This is a genomic window from Ewingella allii (genome assembly GCF_044430645.1).
Taxonomy (GTDB): domain Bacteria; phylum Pseudomonadota; class Gammaproteobacteria; order Enterobacterales; family Enterobacteriaceae; genus Ewingella; species Ewingella allii.
Window position 1 is genome coordinate 305847 of record NZ_JAWUDN010000005.1, and the last position, 19501, is coordinate 325347.

The window sequence follows — 19501 nt, forward strand, 5'->3', positions numbered from 1 at the left end:
CCTGGTCGGTGTGGGCCGATGCCCACGACCTTGACCTTGAAGTTGAATTGAAGAGCGCCCGCTGATCGCCATCTGCTCATCCCCCCTTAACGCGCCTCGTCAACCAAACCCCATGATGAGGGCGCTGTTTCCACGCGAGTGAAGAAATCGTGTGCATCACGCTGAGGTGCGACAGCACGCGGCGCAGGTGGCGTTCCATCTCGGTTATCGGCATGTCGGGGTGCAACTCGGGCGCGGCGAACAGGCTGTTTTCACTACTTGGGCCATCGTAGGTCAGGCGCTGTTGGCAGCTTTGCAGCGCGATTTCGCAACGCTGTAGATAATCCATCGCTAACTGCGGGGTCAGCATATAGTGTTCGCGAGCCAGAATGGTCATGGCGTTGATATGCTCGACGATAAACTGGCTGTGGGTCACCCACAGACGCATATCGGCCAGATAGCGCGAATTAAAGCCCGGCTCCTGCATGGCCTGATTCAATGAGGTAAACAGCGCGTTATGAGCCTGATTGACCTTCATGCGCGCATAAGCCAGTTTCTCCGGGTCGGGGTCTTCCTCGAGCAGCAGGCGGATGGCGGTTTGGTCGCTCTCCAGCGCCTGATAGGCATTTTGCCGCAACAGCCCGCTCTGCCACTGCGGCCACAGCCACAGGGTGCCGCCGAAGGCCAGCGCGCAGCCAATCAGGGTGTCGATAAGCCTTGGGACGAGGAAGTGTGCGCCGTTCATCGCCAGCAGTTGCAGGGTGTACACCGCCGTCACCGTAATACCAATGGTCGCCAGCCCGTAGTTCTTGCGCAGCACGGTGTAAGACACCACGGTGATCACCAGCATGCTCAGTAGGGTAACGCTTTCGGGAAGCTGCAACTGCAACAGCCCCGAGGCGACCAGCAGCCCAACCAGCGTGCCGAGCGCACGGTGCTGGATCCGCACCCGCGTGGCGTTGTAGCCGTTTTGGCTGACCAACATCACCGTCATCAAAATCCAATAGGGCTTCGGCAAATTGAAAAACAGCCCGAGACTGCTGCCAATAGCCAGCATCACGCCCAGCCGGGCGGCATTGCGTAGCGCGGCGGATTTAAAAGAGAGATAGCTTTTCAGCGCAGGCCAGAACGGCAGGCGGTTTTGCGTCTGCATTAGGTCGCGGCGGTAGAGTGGGCGCTGAGTGCGCAGCAAGCGAGCAATACGGCTAAAGTGGTAATAACAGAATTGGCCGACCGGGTTATCGCGATAGCGCGAGGCAATTTTCTCCAGCGCCGCGAGTTCATTGGTCATGTTGAAACGGTCCGAGCGGCGGTGATAGAGAATGTCATCGGCGATCACTCGCAGACGGGCGGCGATCACCTGCGCATTGCGGCGAATCACCGCCTCGGCGTGGCTCTCTTCCACCAGCTTCTGCACTTCTTCGGGCAAATGCAGGCTGACGGCGATGTGCTCCTGTAAATCGAGCGCCACCTGAAAACGCTGAAACAGCCTCTTGTGCTGGTGATGCCCCTGCTGCGGCAACATGTGCAATTGCTGGTAGAGCAGGGCGATCAGATCGATCACCTGCTGCTGGCGTTTCAGCAGCGGCGGCAGCGCGGTTTCCGGATCGGTGTGTTGGGTGAGCAGGCTGTATTTGGCTTCGAAATAGTCGGCCAGCTGGATATAAAGCTGGCTGAGGGTTTCGCGCATTGGTTGCTCTTCAGAGAGGCGAAACCAAACCCAGTTAAACAGCCCGTACCACGCAGTGCCGACGATATACAGCAGCGGCGCGTGCCAGATGGGCACCAGCCCGGCCATGCTCAGGGTGAAAATGGTGGCCACCAGCGCACCCGGCAGTAAACGCGCGTGCAGTGGGCCAATCTCGCCGGTCACGCCAATAATCAGCGCCAGCGATAACATAATAAGGGGCAGGGGAATGTGCCAATTCACCAGCATCAGTTGCAGCATCACGCTGCCGAATGCAAACAGAGAGCCGCCGACAATCAGGCGTTTGAAAAAGCGTTTGTGGGGAGTATCCAGACCAGAAATGTTGCAGCAGGCGGGCACCAGCGAGAACAGCAGGCCCATTTGCAACTGGCCGAACATCCAGCCGATAGCGACCGGAATTGCCAGTACCAGCGTCTGGCGTAGCGCGTAGTTGACCTCGGGATGATAGAAAAACCGACGCCACAATCTCATGCGTTGCTGCTTAACACGCACTATCAATCAGTCTCCCTAGGCTCCAATAAAAACGGCGCGACAGTTGCCTGCCGCGCCGTTTCTCAGGGAATTAACGTGTGCCGTAAACGACAATCGTTTTACCGTGAGCGGAGATCAGGCTCTGATCTTCCAGCATTTTTAGAATTCGACCAACGGTTTCGCGGGAGCAACCCACGATCTGGCCAATTTCCTGACGAGTGATTTTGATCTGCATCCCGTCTGGGTGAGTCATCGCATCCGGTTGTTTTGCCAGATTCAGCAAGGTCTGCGCGATACGGCCGGTAACGTCGAGGAAAGCCAGGTTACCGACTTTCTCAGAGGTTACTTGCAGGCGTGTCGCCATCTGAGCGGATAAGCGCATCAGAATGTCCGGATTAACCTGAATCAACTGGCGGAATTTTTTATAGGAAATTTCAGCCACTTCGCAGGCAGTTTTTGCACGAACCCAAGCACTACGTTCCTGACCTTCTTCGAAGAGTCCCAGCTCGCCGATGAAGTCACCTTGATTCAGGTAGGACAGTATCATCTCTTTGCCTTCTTCATCTTTAATCAGGACGGCAACCGACCCTTTCACGATGTAGTAAAGCGTTTCGGCCTTTTCACCTTGGTGAATCAGCGTACTTTTAGAAGGATACTTATGTATATGACAGTGAGACAGGAACCATTCGAGAGTAGGGTCTGTTTGTGGCTTGCCGAGAACCATTTGCTATTATCCTCTGTTGTTATCGCTGCCCAAAATCACAGGGCTCAGAGTTCCCTGTACGGCGTCTTTAAATACGCGCCCTTTTAGCATATGAACTGTCCAGCAATGCTGCAAGCGGGAGTCGGAGTGAAACAAGAATCTGAATATTTCTGTTAACACCGTGGCTTCAGAGTGAAAACCACAAACCCATCACCGCAATTTACTGAAACAGTGTGTAACGGCTTTGTTTGTAGCACAGGTTTGCGCGGGTGTCTTCTGTTGTCTCGCTTCAGCATGATGGCGATCGGGTTACGTTGCCGGTTTTTTTCTAAAAGAGTAGTCTGAAGGAAATTTCTGCTTCATAAACGCATCAGGAGTATGGCACATGCAGGCACGGGTAAAATGGGTTGAAGGGCTGACATTTTTGGGTGAATCCGCCTCTGGACATCAGGTTCTGATGGACGGCAATGCGGGCGACAAGGCCCCAAGCCCGATGGAAATGTTGCTGATGTCTGCGGGAGGTTGCAGCGCCATCGACGTGGTGTCGATTCTGCAAAAAGGTCGCAACGAGGTGCACAATTGCGAAGTGAAACTGACCTCAGAACGCCGCGAAGAAGCACCGCGCCTGTTCACGCGCATCAACCTGCATTTTATTGTCAGCGGCAAAGATTTGACTGACAAAGTGGTCGAGCGCGCCGTGGCCTTGTCCGCCGAGAAATACTGTTCTGTTTCATTGATGCTGGGCAAAGCCGCCACCATCACCCACAGCTTTGAAATCGTCGAAGCGGAATAAGCGTTACCAAGGGTACTGCTGACACTTCAGCCGCAATAACTCTAAGAATCGCCGCGCCGCAAAGGTTAGCGGCGATTTTTGCGAATAGAATACGCAGTATTCCGCCTCCGGCAGAGTATCAATGTCCAGCAAGCAGAGTTTGTCCTCCAGATGAAAAGGGGCGTACATCGCGCGCGCCACAATGGTCAGATAATCCGACTGCAACACCATATTCAGCCCGCAAACCACGGAATCCGTGCGCAATGGTGCCGGGCCAGCCTGATAAAACGCCGCCATGGTCAACTGTAGCTGTCGGTAATAGCCCATATCCGTTTCAGGAAAGACCCAGCGCGCGCCCTGTAGCTCATCTAAGGTTTTCGCCTGTGCCAGAGGGTGCCCGCGCCGCGCCAGCACGCCAAAGGGGGCGCGAAACAGCGGCTCACGAATCAAATCCTCCAGCGGCAATCCCGGCCCGGCGCTGCCGACGGCAAAGTCGAGACGCCCCTCGCGCAGGGCGGGAAGCAACATGGAAAGCTGCCCCTCTTTCACCAGCAGCTTGGTCTGTGGGAACTGCTCGGTAAAGCTGTCGGCCAGAGGCGGAAAGACCGTTAGGGCCAGCAGCGACGAGCAGCCCATGGCTACCGAACCTTGCGAAAAGTGATTCATCTGCTGAATCTCGGCGGCGGCCCGCTCCAGCTCCTCCAGAATAAACTGCATGCGCTGGGCAAAGGCGCGCCCCGTTTCCGTCAGCATCATCCCCTGATTGCCGCGCACGATAAGCTGGGTGTCCAGCACCTGCTCCAGCTCGCGCAATGAGCGGCTTACCGCCGGTTGGGATTGATTCATCGCCCGCGCCGCGCCGCGAATACTGCCGCTACGGATCACCTGCTGGAAGGTTCTCAACTGCTGTAATTTTGGAAGATATTTCATCCCTGGTCCCCTATGCCAAAAAAGCATCACACTGCTGAAAATTGCATCTTATGGCGCAAGAATAAAGCTGATAGGTTCAGAGCGAAGCGTCTAACTAGTTGTTATTTATTCATAAAGTGACGCAGGTCGCATTTCTGAGCTTTCACGTCTCGTGATAAGTGCCTCATGGGTATAACAAAAAGGATATCAGCTGTGAAAAATCGTTCTTTAATGATTTTCTTGCTGTTTATAGGTTATGTGTTGGTTTATATCGACAAAACCGTCATTGGTTTTGCGCTATTGCCAATCGAAAAGGAATTCAATCTTCAGCCCGAACAACTGGGGTATATCACCGGTATCTTCTTTCTGGCTTATTCTCTGTTCCAAATCCCCGCGGGCTGGCTCAACGACCGTATCGGCTTTAAAAAGGTACTGATCCTCTCCCTGTTTATGCTCGGCGGCTTCGCGCTGTGCTTTGGCCTGCTCGGGTTTGGCCTCGGGCTGCTGATTTGCTTTCGCTTTCTGGCGGGCGTGGGTCATTCGGGTTACCCAACGTCATGTGCCAAAGCCGTGGTGGCGAATTTCGCCCTCGAGCAGCGCACCTTTGCGCAATCCATCCTGCTCTCCTCCGCCGGGCTGGCGATGACCGCCGGGCCGCTGATCGCGGTCTATAGTCTGGACTCACTGGGCTGGCGCGGCTCTTTTTCCGTATTAGGCCTGCTGGCGTTTGCGGTGGCGATCTGCATCGTGATTTTTGTGCCGAAGGCCGAACAGGCGGTCAGCTCGGCGCGAAATAAGGCGCAGGGCAGTTATCGCGCCTTGCTCAAAAATCCCATCGTCGTGCTGCTGTTTATCTCCATCTTCTGCATCAACATTCCCTCTTACGGCCTGATGGCGTGGCTGCCGAAATATCTGGTGCAGCATCGCGGCATGTCGCTGGAAACCTCCGGCTTAGTGGTCGCCACCGGCGGGCTGGGCATCTGGATCTCCTCGCTGGCCACCGGCTGGCTGGTGGGGCGTTATATGCAGGGCAAAGAGCCGAAGGTGGTGTTTAGCTGCTCCATGCTCAGCGCGCTGTGCATCTGGCTGGTATACACCACCTCGTCGGCGATGACCGCCGGGCTGTTTTTATTCCTCGGCTACATTTTCCTGATGGCATCGTTCGTCACCGTGTTTACCCTGCCGATGAAACGCCTGCCGACGGATGTCATGGGCGCCGCCATGGGCATCATCAATACCGGCGGCACGCTGGGCGGCTTCGTCGCCCCGATAGTCATGGGATATCTGATAACCGTGACCCAAAGTTACCTTTCACCCTTTATTTTTCTCTCCGTGGCGATGGTCGTTGCGGGCGTGGTGATCCTGCCGCTAGCCAAGGCCACGCGCCCGTTGGTTAGCGATGCGGCTTAACGACAACATTTAAGGAAAGAGATGATGACGATCCATTTTGAAAGCCTGCTGGAAGAAGTAAAACCGAAAGTTATCGCCTGGCGTCGGCATATCCATGCCCACCCTGAGCTGTCGTTTCAGGAGCAGGCCACGGCGGATTACATCGCCAAAGAGCTGGCGACCTTCGGGCATCTCGAGCTGAGAAGGCTGACGCCAAACAGCGTGGTGGCGGAACTGCGCGGGGCGCATCCCGGCCCGACCTATGCCCTGCGCGCCGACATCGACGCTTTGCCGATTCAGGAGGAAACCGACGAGCCGTTCTGCTCCACCGTGCCGGGCGTGATGCACGCCTGCGGCCATGACGCCCACTCGGCCATGCTGCTGGGGGCGGCGTGGGTGTTGAGCCAGTGCCAGTCCGAACTGCACGGCTCGGTGCGTTTCATCTTCCAGCATGCCGAAGAGCTACCGCCGGGCGGCGCGCAGGAGCTGGTAGATCTGGGCGTATTGGACGGCGTGAGCCAGATTTTCGGCCTGCACGTCATGCCCAATTACCCGACGGGGGAGGTCGGCCTGAAAGAGGGCGTGTTCTGCGCCTCCAGCGACAATTTCGACATTGTTATCCATGGCAAGGGCGGCCACGGCTCGATGCCGCAGCTGTGCATTGATCCGGTAGTGATTGGCGCGGAAGTGGTGATGGCGCTGCAAACGCTGGTATCGCGCAGGCTCGATCCGCTGCGCGTGCCGGTGCTGACGGTTGCTACTTTTCAGGGCGGCGAAAGCTACAACGTGATCCCCGAGCGGGCGCGGCTGGCCGGAACCTTGCGTACCCACGACAGCGGCGTGCGTCAGGTGGTGCCGGGGTTAATGGAGCAGACCATCGCGGGCATCGTCTCGGCCTATGGCGCGAAACATGAAATTCGCTGGACGCCCGGCTATGTCAATGGCAATAACCACCCGGACGCCTGCGCGGTAGCGCGGCAGGTGATTGCCAACACGCTGGGGCAGGGAGCGTTAAGAGAGCTTGAACACCCGCTGTTTGGTGGCGAAGATTTCTCTTCTTATCAGCAGGTTGTGCCGGGCTGCTTCCTGTTTATCGGCAGCGGCAATGAGGCTATCGGGGCGACGTACAATGTACATCACCCGCGATTTAAACTGGATGAAGAGGTGCTACAGATTGGCGTTAAACTGCACGTCGGCTTTATCCGTCAGCTGCTGATCGATCAGGCCTAAGCCTGGCTACTCGATTTTCTTCCCTTCCATCAGGCGCTGCACCAGCGGCGCCATAATTAGCTCCATCGCCAGCCCCATCTTGCCGCCCGGCACCACCAACGTATTGATGTGCGAAATGAATGAGCCTTGCAGCATCGCCAGCAGGTAAGGGAAATCAATGTCGTCCAGCCCACGGAAGTGGATCACCACGAAGCTCTCATCCAGCGACGGAATCGCTTTCGCCGCGAACGGGTTGGAGGTGTCCACTGTCGGCACGCGCTGGAAGTTAATATGCGTGCGGGAGAACTGCGGGGTGATGTAGTTAATGTAGTCATCCATCGAACGCACTACCGAGTCCATGACGGCTTCGCGCGAATGGCCACGTTCGCCGGTGTCGCGTACCAGTTTCTGGATCCACTCAAGGTTAACAATCGGCACTACGCCAACCAGCAAATCAACCTGCGCCGCCACGTCGATTTTGTCGGCGACGACGCCACCGTGCAGCCCCTCGTAGAACAGCACGTCGGTGGGTTCGGCCAGCGCTTGCCACGGCGTGAAGGTGCCCGGCACCTGATTGTAAGGAACGGCTTCGTCATAAGTATGCAAATACTTGCGCGAGCGCCCGCTGCCCGAGCGGCCATATTCAATAAAGCTCTGCTCGAGCAGGGCGAAGTCATTGGCCTCTGGCCCGAAGTAGCTGATGTGGCGGCCCTGATCGCGCGCCTTACGAATGGCGGCGTCCATCTCCGGGCGGGTGAAACGGTGAAAACTGTCCCCTTCCAGCTCGGCTGAACGCAGGCCAAGCTGTTGGAAAATCTTGCGAAACGCCAAACTGGTGGTGGTGGTTCCTGCACCGCTGGAGCCGGTCACGGCAATAACTGGGTGTTTAGCTGACATGTGCGCTTTTCTCCGTAAAGGTGATGCTGGCAGACGTGCGTCGGTCTATTCTCAGATGCAAACCTTGCGTCAACGCTGCGCATAATTAATCCCATTGTTACCATGTTTATGCGTTTAGCGACAAGTTTCCCGCCGACAATCTTTGATCAAACGGCGGCTGCCCAAAAGGCGGCGCTTTCTTGCCCAGTGATGCCCTAAACGCAACGCAATGGCATTTTTTTGATGCTTTAATCTCAACTGCTTTGCTCTAGACTGAACTGATAATTTGCCGCTTTTTCGGAGTGCATTCCCTATGAACATGCCGTCATCCCGCTGGTGGTGGGACCTGTCCACGCTGGAGTTCAGCCAGCTTGATATGCAAAATCTGGTGGCTATCCTGCCGATTGGCGCGGTCGAGCAGCACGGGCCGCATCTGCCGGTGCGGGTGGATGCCGCGATCAATGCCGGAATTGTCTCCCGCGCGGTCGAGCTGCTGCCAGCCAACCTGCCGGTACTGGTGCTGCCCGCGCTGCCAATTGGCAAATCCGACGAGCATCTTGAATACCCCGGCACCTTAAGCCTGCCTTACGAGGTTTTGGGTAAAGTATGGTTTGAAGTGGCAAAAAGCGCATGGCGCGCCGGGGTGCGAAAGCTGATTTTTTGGAATTCCCACGGCGGCCAGCCCCAGTTGATGGAGATTGTCTGCCGCCAACTGCGCATTGAGTTAGGAATGTTCGCCGTGGGTGCCAGTTGGTTCGCCACCCTCGACAGTTCCGACTTATACAGCCCCGGCGAGCGCGCCTTCGGCATTCACGGCGGCGAGTCAGAAACCAGCGTCATGCTGCACCTGCACCCCGACTTAGTGGCGATGGACAAGGCCGAAAACTTTACCTCGGCGGCGCAAGCGCTGGCGGCGCGGGGCGGCATTCTGACCCCAGAGGGCGGCGTCAGCTTTGGCTGGCAGGCTCAGGATTTACACCCGGCTGGCGTCACCGGCAATGCCGCCGCCGCCGACGCCCAGCGCGGCGAGATTGAAGTAGAGCGCGCCGCGCAGGCCTTGGTGCGACTGGCGCAGGAGGTGCATGACTATCCACTTAGCGCCGTGACGCAGGCGACGCGCTTCAAGCCATAACCGCTCTCTTTTTGATGACGCAGCCCCGTCAGGCGGTTTGCGTCATCATGCCCTTCACCGTTTCCGCCAGCACGCTGCCAATGGCGCTGGTGCCGCGATCGTGTCCTATCAGCATCAATTTCTGCGTCTGCTGGCCTAGCTCACGCACCGGAATGTACATCAGCCGCCCGGCGCGCAGGTCGAATTCAATATCAAAAGGCGTGAGGAAGGTCAGACCTTGGTCTTCCATGGCGGCGTGGCGCATCACTTCTATCGAATTGGTTTCAATCACCGGGTGCGCCGTCACCAGCGCCTTGGCGAACACGTCATTCAGGTAAGGGCGGATCACCGTGGTTTTATCTGCAATAACAATCGGATAGGCGATACAGTCGCTGATGCGCAAACTGGTTTTATCCGCCAGCGGATGGCCCGGCGCGACCACCGCGCCCAGTCGGCCGACGGCGCTGGAGAGCACTCGCAGCGTCGGCGGCAGTACAAAATCAAAGCCCAGGCCGAGATCGGCCTCGCCCGATTCCACCGCCGACATAATGTCATCGCCGCTGGTCAGCTGGCGCAGAATCAGCTTCACCCGTGGGTTGGCGCGGCGAAACTCGCTGGCCATGCGCGGGATCAGGTTGGCCGCCAACCCGCTCATCATCGCCACCGTCACCTCGCCACGGCGTAATCCCTTCAGCTCCTCGATTTTCACCTGCGCCCACTCCAGCTCTTTAAAGGTCTGGCGAACGTGGTGGATCAGCACTTCTCCGGCGGCGGTCAGCACCATTTTGCGCGGCAGGCGCTGAAACAGCGGGGTGCCCAGCTCATCTTCCAAGGCCAGTATCTGGCGGTTAATTGCCGACGCCGAAATATGCAAACGGGCCGCCGCTTTGCGAATAGAACCGGCGCGCGCCACCTGATCGAGATACATCAACAGCCGGTGCTGCAACATAAGAACTTCTCCGTCGAAGAGCGTTGCTTTAAAGGCATCGCAGAGTGCGAAAAACTGTGCTTTTAAGGTAACGAATTAAGCGGCATAAATGAAGGACTGTTATCGGGGGGGAGTAAAGGCTATGTCTGGTTTATCGCGCCGTAATTTTGCCAAAGCGCTGGCAAGCATGATGTTGATTCCGTTGGCTGCACCACTGATGTCCCGCAAGGCGTTTGCTGCGGGCGAAACCATAAAAGTTGCTCTGTTATTACCGGGTTCCGTGGCCGACGGCGGCTGGAGCCAGCTGGCTTATCAGGGTTTGCAGAACCTGAAAGCGCAGGGATTCAACGTCGCCAGCAGCGAAAGCGTGCCGCAGGCGCAGATGGAGCAGGTGATCCGGGGTTATGCCGATGACGGCTACACCCTGATCATCGGCCACAGCTTCGAATACGGCTCTGCGTTCAATGAAATTGCGCCGGAATATCCGGATACCTACTTCTTCGCCACCACATTTAAGCCGTCAGAAAAAGCGCCGAACAACGTCGAATTCGTTGATTTGGCCTACTTGAACGCGGCCTATGGGGCAGGGGCGCTGGCGGCGCTGATTTCCGAAAAAGGCAAAGCCGTGGGCTATGTCGGCGGCGGAGACAACCCGACCCAGCAGGGCATGATGCGCGCCTTTATTGCCGGAGCAGAGAAAACTCGCTCGGGAATCAAAGGCTTGGGCATCGTCACCGGCGATTACGACAACGCCGCCAAGGGCCGCGAGGCTGCCAGCACCATGATTGGCAACGGCGCGGACGTCATTTGGCACAGCGCGGATGTCACCGGATTAGGTGCGATTCAGGGCGCGGCGGCGGCCAAGGTGAAAGCTATCGGCTGCTATTCCGACCAGAAAAGCATCGCGCCCGATTTCGTCGCCACCAGCTTCGAAACCAACCTGCCGTGGGTGGTTGAACAAGTGGCACACAGCGTGCGTGACAAGAAATTCCTCGGCGGGCAGGAGTGGAAGCCAAAAGTCTCTGACGCCTGGCTGCCGCTGTACGGCAGTGACAAATACAACAGCAAGTTAGTTAGCGCGGCGGCTTGGGCGACGTTTCAGGATATCTGGGCGCAGCTCGCCAGCGGCAGTATTGATGTTGCCAGTTTGATTAAAGCGAAATAAAAGCCTGAGGAAGTTGCATGACGTTATCCACCTCCGTTACTGACGCGGTCGTCGAACTGCGCGGTATCTGTAAACAGTTCGGCAAGGTTCGGGCCAACGATAAGGTCGATATGACCATTGCGGCCGGTGAAATTGTCGCCCTGCTCGGGGAAAACGGCGCAGGCAAAAGTACGTTGATGCAAATTTTGTACGGCTTATATCAGGCCGACACCGGGGATATTTTTGTAGAAGGCAGTCGGGTCAGCATCAAGGACCCTGGCGACGCGATTCGGCTGGGCATCGGCATGGTTCACCAAGAATTCATGCTGGTTCAGCCGATGAGCGTGGTCGAAAACGTGATTTTAGGGTTGAAAGAGACGCGCAGCGGCTATCTGGACCTGCACGCCGCCGCCAAACGTCTGCAACAGATTTCGGACAAACACGGGCTGGCGGTTGACCCGTGGGCCAAGATCCAACATCTGCCGATTGGCGTTCAGCAGCGGGTGGAGATCCTCAAGCTGCTCTACCGCGATGCCAAGGTGCTCATTCTCGACGAACCCACGGCGGTACTGACCCCGCGCGAAAAAGAGGGGCTGTTTGCCACGCTGGACTCGCTGCGTGCCGAAGGGCGCTCGGTGGTGATCGTCACCCATAAACTGTATGAAATCATGGCGGTGGCCGACCGTGTCTGCGTAATGCGTAGCGGGAAAATGGTCGAAAGCGTCGCTGTCACACAGACCTCAGAAACCGATTTAGCCCGCCGCATGGTAGGGCGCGACGTGCTGCTGCGGGTGGAAAAGCCCCAGCAGACACCGGGCGAAGAGGTGCTGCATATCGACAACATCGCCATGCGCGACGAAGCCGGAAATCAGAAAATTTGGCGCGTGGCGCTGAAAGTCCGCGCCGGGGAGATCCTCGGTATCGCCGGGGTTGACGGCAACGGGCAGTCAGAATTGGCCGACGCCTTGCTCAACCTGCGGCCGATCGAGGCCGGGCGCATTGTGCTGGGCGGCGTCGATATCTCCGACTTCACCCCGGCCCAGCGGCGCGGGGCGGGGATCGGCTTTATTCCCGCAGACCGCCGTGGCGTGGGCTCGGTCACATCCATGTCGATCAGTGATAACGCCATTCTCGGCGCCCCCCGGCAACATGCGCGGGCGCGCGGCTGGCTGTTCAGCAAAAAATCCATCGCCGCCAAGGCGCAGGAGATTGTGAACCACTTCCGCGTAGTGACGCCGGATCTCGATTTCGAAGCCGGAAAGCTCTCGGGTGGCAACCTGCAAAAACTGATTTTAGGTCGTGAAGTGCTGCGCCGCCCACGGCTGCTGGTGATTGAGCAGCCGACACGCGGGCTGGACGTCGGTGCAGTGGAGGCCGTGTGGCAAGGCTTGCTGGAAGCACGTCAGCAGGGCTGTGCGATTGTGATGATCTCCGCCGAACTGGATGAAATTATGAATTTATCCGACCGCATCGCGGTGATGTACGCCGGGCAAATCGCCGGGGTGCTGGACGCCGCCGAGGCGACCACTGAACAAATTGGCGAGCTGATGGCCGGTGGCAAGCTTAAGAATCTCAAGCCGGGCAGCAGCCTGAAGGAGGCGTCATGAAAGCGTTGTTAGAGCGCCGCCACGCGCCGGTGGATTCTACTCTCTCGCTGGTGCTCACCACGGCGCTGGCGCTAGTCGCCGCCTTCGTGCTGGCCGGTTTACTGTTTATTCCCTTTGGCGCCAGCCCATTATCGGCATTTGGCTCGCTGTTCGCCGAGGCTTTTGGCTCACTGCGCGGCTTTAGCCAGACGCTGGTACAGGCCACGCCGCTGATTTTAATTGCTCAGGCCACCATCGTGATTTGGCGCGGCGGGCTGGGTTATATCGGTTTTGAAGGCTGCTTCTTGGTGGGGGCGGCGGCTGCCTCTTATGTCGCGCTAGGGGGCACGCCGCAGGGCATGTCCTTCATGCTGCCCGCGTGGGCCTTCTGGCCGGTGGTGATTGTCGCGGCCTTCGCGGCCGGGGCGATTTGGGCGGGCATCGTCGGCATTATGCGCGTGCGCTTTGGCGGCAATGACGTATTGATCTCCCTGATGGCTAACTACGTGGCGGCCTTCCTAATCCAATACTTAGTCTCTGGCCCGATGCGCGCGCCGGGCGACTTACCCCAGACTCCGCGTCTGCCGGTGGAAAGTTGGCTGCCGATGATTTTACCCGGCGTTCGGGCACACATGGGCTTATTGATTGCGCTGGCCTGCTCGGTGCTGGTGTGGGTGCTGATCCGCGCCACGCCGATCGGCTACGAGATGATTGTCAGCGGCCTGAACCCGAAAGCCGCGCGCTATGGCGGCATTAATGTGGTGCGTCGCCAGATGCTGGCCGTGTTCCTCGGTGGCGGCATGGCCGCGCTGGCCGGACTGTGCGCGGTGCTCGGCGTGCAACATCGCCTGATGGACGGATTAGCCGGCGGCGTCGGCTTCGTCGGCGTGGTCGTGGCCTTGCTGGCGCGACTCAATCCGCTGGTGGTGATCCCGACGGCCATTTTATACGGCGGGTTGGAAGTGGGCGGCAGCGCGATGCAGCGCCAGAGCGGCCTGCCGACCTCGGTGATTTTCATTCTGGAAAGCCTCGTGGTGCTGTTGATCCTCGCCGGAGACATTCTGCGCTACTACCGAATTAACTGGCCGGGGCGGGCTGAAACCTCGCTGGCCGCCGCCACGGAGAACAAATCATGAGTCTGTGGGCGCATCTGGATACTGCATTTTTCATTACGTGGTTAGCCGCGGCGGTTCGCCTCGCCGGGCCGGTTCTGCTGGCTTCGCTGGGGGAAATTTACGCCGAACGCTCCGGAGTGCTGAATATCGGCATTGAAGGCACGGTGCTGATGGGCGCGCTGTCGAGCTATCTGGTGGCGGTGTGGTCTGGCTCCACCGTGCTCGGCTTCTTCGCCGGTGGCCTCGGGGGCTTGATCGTCGGGCTGTTTCTGGCGTTCCTCTACCTGCGGGCGCTCGCCAGTCAGGTGGTGGTCGGCATTGTGTTCAACATTCTGGCGGCGGGCATTGCCACTTATGTCTACAGTCTGGTGATGGGCAACGCCACCTCGCCGACCATCGACATGTTCAACGCCTTGCCGATCCCCGGCCTGTCGCAGCTGCCGGTGGTGGGGAAAATCTTCTTTAATCAGCCCTGGCCGCTCTATCTGACGCTGATTCTGGTGGCGGTGGCGCAGATTGTCCTGTTCCACACGCGCTTTGGTTTAACGCTGCGCGCCGTCGGCGAGAACCCACGCGCCGCCCACGCCGCCGGGCTAAATGTCCAGCGGGTCAGAACCTACGGCGTGATGCTCTCGTGCCTTGGCGCAGGGCTGGCGGGAGGCTATCTGGTCACCGCGCAGATTGGCCTGTTTCGCGACAACATTGTCAGCGGGCAGGGGTTTATCGCGCTGGCGATTGTGATTTTCGGCCGCTGGAGCCCGGTTAAAGCCCTGCTGGCTGCCTTTATTTTCGGCGCTGCCGACGCCCTGCAGCTCTCTTTGCAGCTGTTCGACAACGCGCTTCCGGCGCAGGTGCTGCTGGCCCTGCCTTACTTACTCACCATTCTGGCGATGTCCGGCATCGTCGGCAAAACCGTTCAGCCGGGCGCACTGACCCAGCCCTATCACAAGGAGTAGTCACTATGTTGCACAGTTTCCGTGGTACCAACGTCAAGTCTGCACAGGCTTTTCGTATCAGCCCGAAAGATACCAACTACTTCGCCATTCTGTTCGACCATGAGCAGGATCAGATTGAAAACATCTTCGTGATTGAGATTTTCAACGTCGGTGGCGCGACGCCGCCAAACGAGCACGCCACCGCCCACGAGTTTTTCTACGTGCTGCACGGCGAAGGTATTGCGCGCTGCGACGGCAAAGAGATGGCGTTGAAGAAGGGCGACGCGCTGCTGCTCGCGCCGGGCAATGAGCATCTGATTCAAAATACCGGTAGCTCGAAGCTCTATACCCTGACGGTGATGACTCCGAATGAAGGCTTTGCCGAGCTGATCCGCGGCGGCGAGCCGGTCGAGCTGGACGAAGAAGATCTGCGCATTCTGAGCGGGGCGGCGGGGAGCGAGGCGGCATGAGTTCACGGCAGTCTGATTTAATTCCTTTAGGGGCCAGCCCGCGCAACCAGTGGCACGTCTCCGCGCAGCAGGTGGATTTAGTGCGCGACGCCGTGCCGCCGCAGACCATCACGGTGGCTGACGGCGACCGGCAGATTCGGCTCGACGTGCAGCGTACCGCGCTGATTGTCATCGATATGCAAAATGACTTTTGCCATCCCGACGGCTGGCTGGGGCATATTGGCGTCGATGTCACCCCCGCGCGTGGCCCGATTGCGCCTTTGCAGCGCCTGCTGCCGGTGGCGCGCCAGTCGGATATTCCGGTGATTTGGCTCAACTGGGGCAACCGCGCCGACAAGCTGAACCTCAGCCCGGCCGTGCTGCACGTCTACAAGCCGACGGGAGAAGGCGTGGGGCTGGGCGATCCGCTGCCGGTTTCCGGTGCGCCGGTGCTGCAACACGCCAGCTGGGCCGCCGCCGTGGTGGACGAACTGCCCAAGCAGGCCGGGGATATCAGCGTGGATAAATATCGCATGTCCGGCTTCAAAGACACCGAGCTGGACAGCATTCTGCGCAATCTCAACGTCACTACGCTGCTGTTCGCCGGAGTGAATGCCGACCAGTGCGTGCTTTGCACCTTGCAGGACGCCAACTTCCAGGGCTACGACTGCCTGCTGTTGGAGGACTGCTGTGCCACTACCTCGCCGCAATACTGTCTGGACGCCACCTTGTACAACGTTCGCCAATGCTTTGGTTTTGTTACCGATTCTGACCAGCTGCTTACCCAGCTTTCGGCTTAATCGGCAGGAGAGTAAATGTCTTATATTTTGGCCGATGGCTGGCTGGTCACCATGAACCCGCAGCGCGATGTGTTGGAGCAGGCCAGCCTGTTGATTGAAGGTGACAGAATTCGGGCGATCGGCACGCGCCAGCAGCTGGTCGCCAGCCATCCTGAGTCTGAAGTGCTGGACTGCCGCGACGCCATCATCATTCCCGGCATGGTCAACACCCACACCCATCTGTTCCAGACCCTGTTGAAAGGGCTGGGCGATGACATGGTGCTGAAAAAGTGGTTCACCTGCATGACCGGTCCGAGCGCGGTGGAGCTGACGGGAGAGGACGTGTTCGCCGCCGCCATGCACGGCTGCGTGGAGTCGCTGCGTTCCGGCGTCACCTCGCTGGTGGATTTCATGTATGCCCATCCGCGCCCCGGCTTGACCGCCAAAGTGGTGGAAGCCTTTGAACTGACGGGCATTCGTGGTCGCGTTTGTCGCGGGTTTATCACGGCGGGGGCCGAACACGGCATTCCCACCGAGCTAATCGAAACCCCCGAGGCGGCGCTGGCCGACGCCCGCCAGCTAATTTATTACTACAACCGCGAAGGCGGCAGGGTGAAGGTCGGCATTGCGCCAAGCATGATTTGGGCGCTGGACGAAAAAGTGCTGCGCGGCACCCGTGAGCTGGCGAATGAAACCGGGGCGCTGATCACCACCCACGTGGCGGAAACCGATTTTGAGATTGCCCAGTCGCAGCTGCGTTTTCAAAGCACGGATACCGAGTTTCTCAGCGACATCGGCTTCCTCGGGCCGGACGTGCTGGCGGTACACTGCGTGCAGTGCAGCAGCCGCGACATCCGCACGCTGAAGCATTACGACGTGCGGGTGTCGCACAATCCGTGCAGCAACATGTATTTAGCTTCCGGCGTCGCGCCGATTCCCGAGATGCTGGCGGCAGGTTTGACGGTTGGCTTAGGCTCCGACGGCCCGGCCAGCAGCAACAACCACAGCCTGTTTCAGGCGATGAAAATGGCGGCGCTGGTGCAAAAGGGCGTGCATCGCGATCCGACCATCATGACTGCCGAAAAGGTGCTGGAGATGGCGACCATAGACGGCGCGCGGGCAATTGGCCTAGAGCATGAAATCGGCTCGCTGGAAGTCGGCAAAAAGGCGGATGTGGTGGTGATTGGCACCAACCACCCGGCGATGACGCCGGTGCATCATCCGGTTTCCGCGTTGGTTTACTCGGCGCTGGGGCACGAAGTCACCGACGTGTTTGTTGATGGCCAGCCGGTTTTGCGTAACGGCCAGCTGACGCGGGTCAATGAGCGGGAAGTGATGGTGCGCTCGCAGCAGGCGGCGAACAGCCTTGCGGCGAGGGCAGGGAGTGACAGATTTAAACGCCGTCCGTGGCGCTCAAGCAGTTTCTGATTTCGCTAGTTCCATTCATCCTGACGCTCTTCATCCCCCGCTCGGAATTGGCCGCGCGGCATGATGTTCAACGTTTCGTGCAGTTCTGACCACACCAGCACTACCTCGCCGCTTTTTAGCTGGCGGCGCACATCTTCGACTTTTTGCTCCAGCGTGCGCTCTTGCTCGCCGTAGTCGGTGCCTTCGCGCAGCACAAAGGCTTCAATCACATTGGTGAGGATCTCTGCGTCCAGTTCTTTCCACGGAATAATCACGGGTTACTTTCCTAAAGCTACTTGCCAATAAACAGGGAGGACTTTGCATCAAAGTCAGTTAAATAGGGAGCGATCCACGCTGGAATACGCTGCTCCAGCCACATTTGCGGGTTGCGCAGGCTGCCAGACACAAAGCCAACGTGGCCGCCGTGCTCTGTCAGCTGATATTCAATGCTTGGCGGCAAATCGGCCAGCGGCGGGATCACCTCCGGCGTCATAAAGGGGTCGTCTTTGGCATGAATGATCAGCAGCGGAATGCGCACCTGCGACAGCAACGGCATGCCGCTGCAACGGCGATAATAGTCCAGCGCGTCGGCGAAGCCGTGGGCCTTGGAGGTAATGACGTCATCGAATTCGCGCAGGCGCTTAATGGATTTCAGCTGTTGCAGCGTAACCGGCAGGGTGCCGGGGTACTTCGCCAGTTTGCGCGAGGCGTTCAGTTTGAGCTGCTCCAGCAGATAGCGCTGGTAAAAGCGCGAAGCGCCGCGCTCCAACCTTAGCGCGCAGGGTTCCAGCATCAGCGGCGCTGACACCACCACCGCGGCTTTCAGGTGGCAGCGAACCCCTTCTTGCCCGAGATAACAGGCCAGCATATTGCCGCCGAGCGAGACGCCCACCGCGCCGGTAGGCACGTCGCCATGAGTTTCCCGCAGCCAGTTGAGGAAGAAGCGCGCGTCCTCGGTTTCGCCAGAATGGTAGATGCGCTGCTGCTTATTCGGCTCGCCGCTACAGCCGCGAAAATGCATCACCACCCCCAGCCAGCCCTGCTCGCGCCACGCGTGCAGTAGCCCGTGGGCATAAGGGCTGTAGAAATTACCTTCCAACCCGTGGAACAGCACCATGCGCGGCTTATCTTGCGCCAGCGCCGGGTCCTCACTCCAGGCTAAATCAATGAAATCGCCATCCGGCGTGTCCAGCCGCTGCCAGTGTGGTTCAAGCTGCACGCGGCGTCGAACCAACCGTGGCAGGATGGTTTGCAGGTGCGGGTTTGCGGCCCCACGAATAGGCTGGAACGATTCATACATAAGATATAAGGTTTTTTGATAAGTAATTATTGTGCGAGCTAAATCACACTGATAGCTTTTAATCCTAACGCATATTCTTCAGGGTGGAGTACCCAAACTTAATGGAACCTAGTTTATTCTTTTCAATGCTTGGCTTTTTGTGGGTCGCTGCTATTACACCTGGTCCGAACAATATGTTGTTGACCACCTCGGGTGCAAATTTCGGGTTCTTCCGCTCAATTTGGCTGTTAATTGGCATCATGCTTGGCATGCAAAGCGTGGTGCTTCTGGTGGCATTTGGCGTCGGCAGCCTGATCATGGTTTACCCCGCGCTGCACCTGTTCCTGAAAATCGCCGGTAGCCTCTATTTGCTCTGGCTGGCGTGGAAAATTGCCACTTCGGCCTATGAGAAGTTAGAGGTAGGCGCGCCGCCGCCGAAGCCGCTGTACTGGTATCAGGGCTGGCTGTTGCAATTTCTTAACCCAAAAGCCTGGCTGATGGGGCTAGGCGCGATCGCCAGTTTTAGCCTGGCTGGCGCGCAATATAACCACTCAATCGCGGCCATCAGCGTCGGGATTTTCATCGTGAATCTGGTGTCAGGCGTTATCTGGCTGGGATTCGGCACGGTGATCGGTCGCCTGCTCAGCACCCGCCGTGCCTGGTACACCTTCAACGTCGCAATGGGCCTGCTCACCGCCGCCTGCGTGCTGTTGATTTGGCATTAAGATCCTTGCCAATTGCCCCTCCTGTTT

General features: G+C 58.3%; 19 protein-coding genes. 12 read left to right on the forward strand and 7 right to left on the reverse strand.

The genetic code is table 11. The annotated features are described in order from the left end of the window. Positions 1–76: 76 nt before the first annotated feature. A complete protein-coding gene (locus SBO83_RS13785) occupies positions 77–2152 on the reverse strand; it encodes a YccS/YhfK family putative transporter (protein WP_396131928.1) in 2076 nt (691 codons plus the stop codon). A 97-nt stretch (positions 2153–2249) separates the two neighbouring features. Next, entirely contained in the window at positions 2250–2882 is a 633-nt protein-coding gene (gene crp / locus SBO83_RS13790) for a cAMP-activated global transcriptional regulator CRP (protein ID WP_034793770.1), read from the reverse strand. A gap of 364 nt (positions 2883–3246) precedes the next feature. On the opposite strand from crp, the gene SBO83_RS13795 reads away from it, so the two are divergent. After that, the gene (locus tag SBO83_RS13795) at positions 3247–3654 is read left to right on the forward strand and encodes an OsmC family protein (RefSeq protein ID WP_185689089.1); all 408 of its coding nucleotides are present in this window, start codon (positions 3247–3249) and stop codon (positions 3652–3654) included. Positions 3655–3657: 3 nt separating this feature from the next. Here SBO83_RS13795 and SBO83_RS13800 read toward each other — a convergent pair whose 3' ends face one another. After that, positions 3658–4563: a LysR substrate-binding domain-containing protein gene (locus SBO83_RS13800; RefSeq protein WP_396131899.1), complete on the reverse strand. Its 906-nt coding sequence runs from the start codon at positions 4561–4563 to the stop codon at positions 3658–3660. 192 nt (positions 4564–4755) lie between these two features. Here SBO83_RS13800 and SBO83_RS13805 point away from each other — a divergent pair, with 192 nt between their 5' ends. Together SBO83_RS13805 and SBO83_RS13810 are read left to right on the forward strand one after the other, a co-directional pair. Continuing rightward, entirely contained in the window at positions 4756–5952 is a 1197-nt protein-coding gene (locus SBO83_RS13805) for an MFS transporter (RefSeq protein WP_353503577.1), read from the forward strand. 21 nt (positions 5953–5973) lie between these two features. Next, the gene (locus SBO83_RS13810) at positions 5974–7161 is read left to right on the forward strand and encodes an amidohydrolase (RefSeq protein ID WP_449536233.1); all 1188 of its coding nucleotides are present in this window, start codon (positions 5974–5976) and stop codon (positions 7159–7161) included. Positions 7162–7167: 6 nt separating this feature from the next. On the opposite strand, the gene SBO83_RS13815 is transcribed toward SBO83_RS13810, so the two are convergent. Then, complete coding sequence (locus SBO83_RS13815) at positions 7168–8037, reverse strand: phosphoribulokinase (protein WP_034793756.1); 870 nt, start codon at positions 8035–8037, stop codon at positions 7168–7170. A 292-nt stretch (positions 8038–8329) separates the two neighbouring features. Between SBO83_RS13815 and SBO83_RS13820 the strand changes: the two genes are divergently transcribed. After that, positions 8330–9148: a creatininase family protein gene (locus SBO83_RS13820; RefSeq protein WP_396131900.1), complete on the forward strand. Its 819-nt coding sequence runs from the start codon at positions 8330–8332 to the stop codon at positions 9146–9148. A 28-nt stretch (positions 9149–9176) separates the two neighbouring features. Here SBO83_RS13820 and SBO83_RS13825 read toward each other — a convergent pair whose 3' ends face one another. Then, a complete protein-coding gene (locus SBO83_RS13825) occupies positions 9177–10076 on the reverse strand; it encodes a LysR family transcriptional regulator (RefSeq protein ID WP_353503575.1) in 900 nt (299 codons plus the stop codon). 121 nt (positions 10077–10197) lie between these two features. On the opposite strand from SBO83_RS13825, the gene SBO83_RS13830 reads away from it, so the two are divergent. Genes SBO83_RS13830 through SBO83_RS13860 form a run of 7 tightly spaced genes read left to right on the forward strand, consistent with a single transcriptional unit; the run spans position 10198 to position 17491 of the window. Beyond that, positions 10198–11220, forward strand: a complete 1023-nt coding sequence (locus SBO83_RS13830) for a BMP family protein (protein WP_353503574.1) — start codon at positions 10198–10200, stop codon at positions 11218–11220. A gap of 17 nt (positions 11221–11237) precedes the next feature. Further along, on the forward strand, positions 11238–12806 hold the full coding sequence (locus tag SBO83_RS13835) for an ATP-binding cassette domain-containing protein (RefSeq protein ID WP_396131901.1): 1569 nt from the start codon (positions 11238–11240) through the stop codon (positions 12804–12806). Then, entirely contained in the window at positions 12803–13921 is a 1119-nt protein-coding gene (locus tag SBO83_RS13840; RefSeq protein ID WP_396131902.1) for an ABC transporter permease subunit, read from the forward strand. The genes SBO83_RS13835 and SBO83_RS13840 overlap by 4 nt, the downstream gene beginning before the upstream one ends. Next, positions 13918–14856, forward strand: a complete 939-nt coding sequence (locus SBO83_RS13845) for an ABC transporter permease subunit (protein ID WP_396131903.1) — start codon at positions 13918–13920, stop codon at positions 14854–14856. The genes SBO83_RS13840 and SBO83_RS13845 overlap by 4 nt, the downstream gene beginning before the upstream one ends. Positions 14857–14861: 5 nt before the next feature. Continuing rightward, positions 14862–15305, forward strand: a complete 444-nt coding sequence (locus SBO83_RS13850) for a cupin domain-containing protein (protein WP_396131904.1) — start codon at positions 14862–14864, stop codon at positions 15303–15305. Further along, complete coding sequence (locus SBO83_RS13855; protein ID WP_353503569.1) at positions 15302–16084, forward strand: cysteine hydrolase family protein; 783 nt, start codon at positions 15302–15304, stop codon at positions 16082–16084. Before SBO83_RS13850 ends, SBO83_RS13855 begins: the two co-directional genes overlap by 4 nt. Before the next feature lie 15 nt (positions 16085–16099). Beyond that, positions 16100–17491: an amidohydrolase family protein gene (locus SBO83_RS13860; protein WP_396131905.1), complete on the forward strand. Its 1392-nt coding sequence runs from the start codon at positions 16100–16102 to the stop codon at positions 17489–17491. A 5-nt stretch (positions 17492–17496) separates the two neighbouring features. On the opposite strand, the gene SBO83_RS13865 is transcribed toward SBO83_RS13860, so the two are convergent. Further along, positions 17497–17745, reverse strand: a complete 249-nt coding sequence (locus SBO83_RS13865) for a YheU family protein (protein ID WP_185689099.1) — start codon at positions 17743–17745, stop codon at positions 17497–17499. A gap of 17 nt (positions 17746–17762) precedes the next feature. Then, positions 17763–18770, reverse strand: coding sequence for a hydrolase (locus SBO83_RS13870; protein ID WP_396131906.1), 1008 nt, complete (start codon positions 18768–18770; stop codon positions 17763–17765). A gap of 101 nt (positions 18771–18871) precedes the next feature. Here SBO83_RS13870 and SBO83_RS13875 point away from each other — a divergent pair, with 101 nt between their 5' ends. After that, a complete protein-coding gene (locus SBO83_RS13875; RefSeq protein WP_396131907.1) occupies positions 18872–19474 on the forward strand; it encodes a LysE family transporter in 603 nt (200 codons plus the stop codon). Positions 19475–19501: the final 27 nt, after the last annotated feature.

Coding starts and splice junctions, on each gene's coding strand:
- crp (WP_034793770.1), bottom strand. CDS start 2,882: ATGGTTCTCGGCAAGCCACAAACAGACCCTACTCTCGAATGGTTCCTG.
- SBO83_RS13795 (WP_185689089.1), top strand. CDS start 3,247: ATGCAGGCACGGGTAAAATGGGTTGAAGGGCTGACATTTTTGGGTGAA.
- SBO83_RS13800 (WP_396131899.1), bottom strand. CDS start 4,563: ATGAAATATCTTCCAAAATTACAGCAGTTGAGAACCTTCCAGCAGGTG.
- SBO83_RS13810 (WP_449536233.1), top strand. CDS start 5,974: ATGATGACGATCCATTTTGAAAGCCTGCTGGAAGAAGTAAAACCGAAA.
- SBO83_RS13815 (WP_034793756.1), bottom strand. CDS start 8,037: ATGTCAGCTAAACACCCAGTTATTGCCGTGACCGGCTCCAGCGGTGCA.
- SBO83_RS13820 (WP_396131900.1), top strand. CDS start 8,330: ATGAACATGCCGTCATCCCGCTGGTGGTGGGACCTGTCCACGCTGGAG.
- SBO83_RS13825 (WP_353503575.1), bottom strand. CDS start 10,076: ATGTTGCAGCACCGGCTGTTGATGTATCTCGATCAGGTGGCGCGCGCC.
- SBO83_RS13830 (WP_353503574.1), top strand. CDS start 10,198: ATGTCTGGTTTATCGCGCCGTAATTTTGCCAAAGCGCTGGCAAGCATG.
- SBO83_RS13835 (WP_396131901.1), top strand. CDS start 11,238: ATGACGTTATCCACCTCCGTTACTGACGCGGTCGTCGAACTGCGCGGT.
- SBO83_RS13840 (WP_396131902.1), top strand. CDS start 12,803: ATGAAAGCGTTGTTAGAGCGCCGCCACGCGCCGGTGGATTCTACTCTC.
- SBO83_RS13845 (WP_396131903.1), top strand. CDS start 13,918: ATGAGTCTGTGGGCGCATCTGGATACTGCATTTTTCATTACGTGGTTA.
- SBO83_RS13850 (WP_396131904.1), top strand. CDS start 14,862: ATGTTGCACAGTTTCCGTGGTACCAACGTCAAGTCTGCACAGGCTTTT.
- SBO83_RS13855 (WP_353503569.1), top strand. CDS start 15,302: ATGAGTTCACGGCAGTCTGATTTAATTCCTTTAGGGGCCAGCCCGCGC.
- SBO83_RS13860 (WP_396131905.1), top strand. CDS start 16,100: ATGTCTTATATTTTGGCCGATGGCTGGCTGGTCACCATGAACCCGCAG.
- SBO83_RS13870 (WP_396131906.1), bottom strand. CDS start 18,770: ATGTATGAATCGTTCCAGCCTATTCGTGGGGCCGCAAACCCGCACCTG.
- SBO83_RS13875 (WP_396131907.1), top strand. CDS start 18,872: ATGGAACCTAGTTTATTCTTTTCAATGCTTGGCTTTTTGTGGGTCGCT.